We start from the raw sequence: 1166 nt of genomic DNA, 5'->3' as shown, positions 1-1166 counted from the left end.
TCCGTCGCCATCCCGGCCGCGAACGTCACCGCGTGCTGCTCGGCGATGCCCACGTCGAAGGTGCGCGCCGGATGCGCCTTGGCAAACAGGTCCACCCCCGTGCCCGACGGCATCGCGGCGGTGATCGCCACCACCCGCTCGTCCGCATCCGCCGCCTTGATCAGGCTCTCGCCGAACACCCGGGTGTAGCTCGGCGCGTTCGGCTTGGCCTTGACCTGCTGGCCCGAGATCACGTCGAACTTCACCACCGCGTGGCCGCGGTCGGCGGCGGCCTCGGCCGGGGCGTAGCCCTTGCCCTTCTGGGTCACCACGTGCACCAGCACCGGGCCCTCGGGCGCGTCGCGCACGTTCTTGAGCACCGGCAGCAGGTGGTCGAGGTTGTGCCCGTCGATCGGCCCGACGTAGTGGAAGCCGAGTTCCTCAAACAGGGTGCCGCCGCCCGCCAGGATGCCGCGGGCGTATTCCTCGGCCCGCGCGGCGGTGTCGTAGAGGGCCTTGGGCAGAAGCCGGCCGAAGGTCTTGGCGGTGTCGCGCAGTGAGCGGTAGGTGTCGCCCGAGACGAGGCGCGCGAGGTAGGCCGACATGGCGCCGACCGGGGGCGCGATGGACATGTCGTTGTCGTTGAGGATGACGATCAGGCGCGAGCGCAGCGCGCCGGCGTTGTTCATGGCCTCGTAGGCCATGCCGGCGGAGATCGAGCCGTCGCCGATGACGGCGACCACGTTGCGCCGCTCAGGCGTCTCGCCGCGGGCGCGGGCGGCGGCGTCGGCGAGATCGCGGGCGACCGCCATGCCGAGGCCGGCCGAGATGGAGGTGGAGGAGTGGGCGGCGCCGAAGGGATCGTAGGGGCTCTCGGTGCGCTTGGTGAAGCCCGAGAGGCCGCCGCCCTGGCGCAGCGTGCGGATGCGGTCGCGGCGTCCGGTGAGGATCTTGTGGGGGTAGGCCTGGTGGCCGACGTCCCAGATCAGGCGATCCTCGGGGGTGTTGAAGACGTGGTGCAGCGCGACCGTGAGTTCGACCACGCCGAGGCCCGCGCCGAGATGGCCGCCGGTGACCGAGACGGCATCGATGGTCTCGGCCCGCAGCTCGTCGGCCAGTTGGCGCAGGTCGCTCTCCGGCAGCGCGCGAAGGTCCCGCGCGTCGTGAACCCGATCGAGGAGGGGGAG

1 protein-coding gene is annotated in these 1166 nt (G+C 71.9%); it reads right to left on the bottom strand.

The window, feature by feature from the left end; translation table 11 throughout:
• Positions 1-1121, bottom strand: a 1121-nt coding sequence (gene dxs / locus MFF61_RS33435; RefSeq protein WP_238242113.1) for a 1-deoxy-D-xylulose-5-phosphate synthase, incomplete at its 3' end; no start/stop codon positions are given.
• Between the last annotated feature and the right edge of the window lie 45 nt (positions 1122-1166).

This window comes from Methylobacterium isbiliense, assembly GCF_022179325.1.
Taxonomy (GTDB): Bacteria; Pseudomonadota; Alphaproteobacteria; order Rhizobiales; family Beijerinckiaceae; genus Methylobacterium; species Methylobacterium isbiliense.
This window is presented reverse-complemented; position numbering and strand designations above follow the sequence as displayed.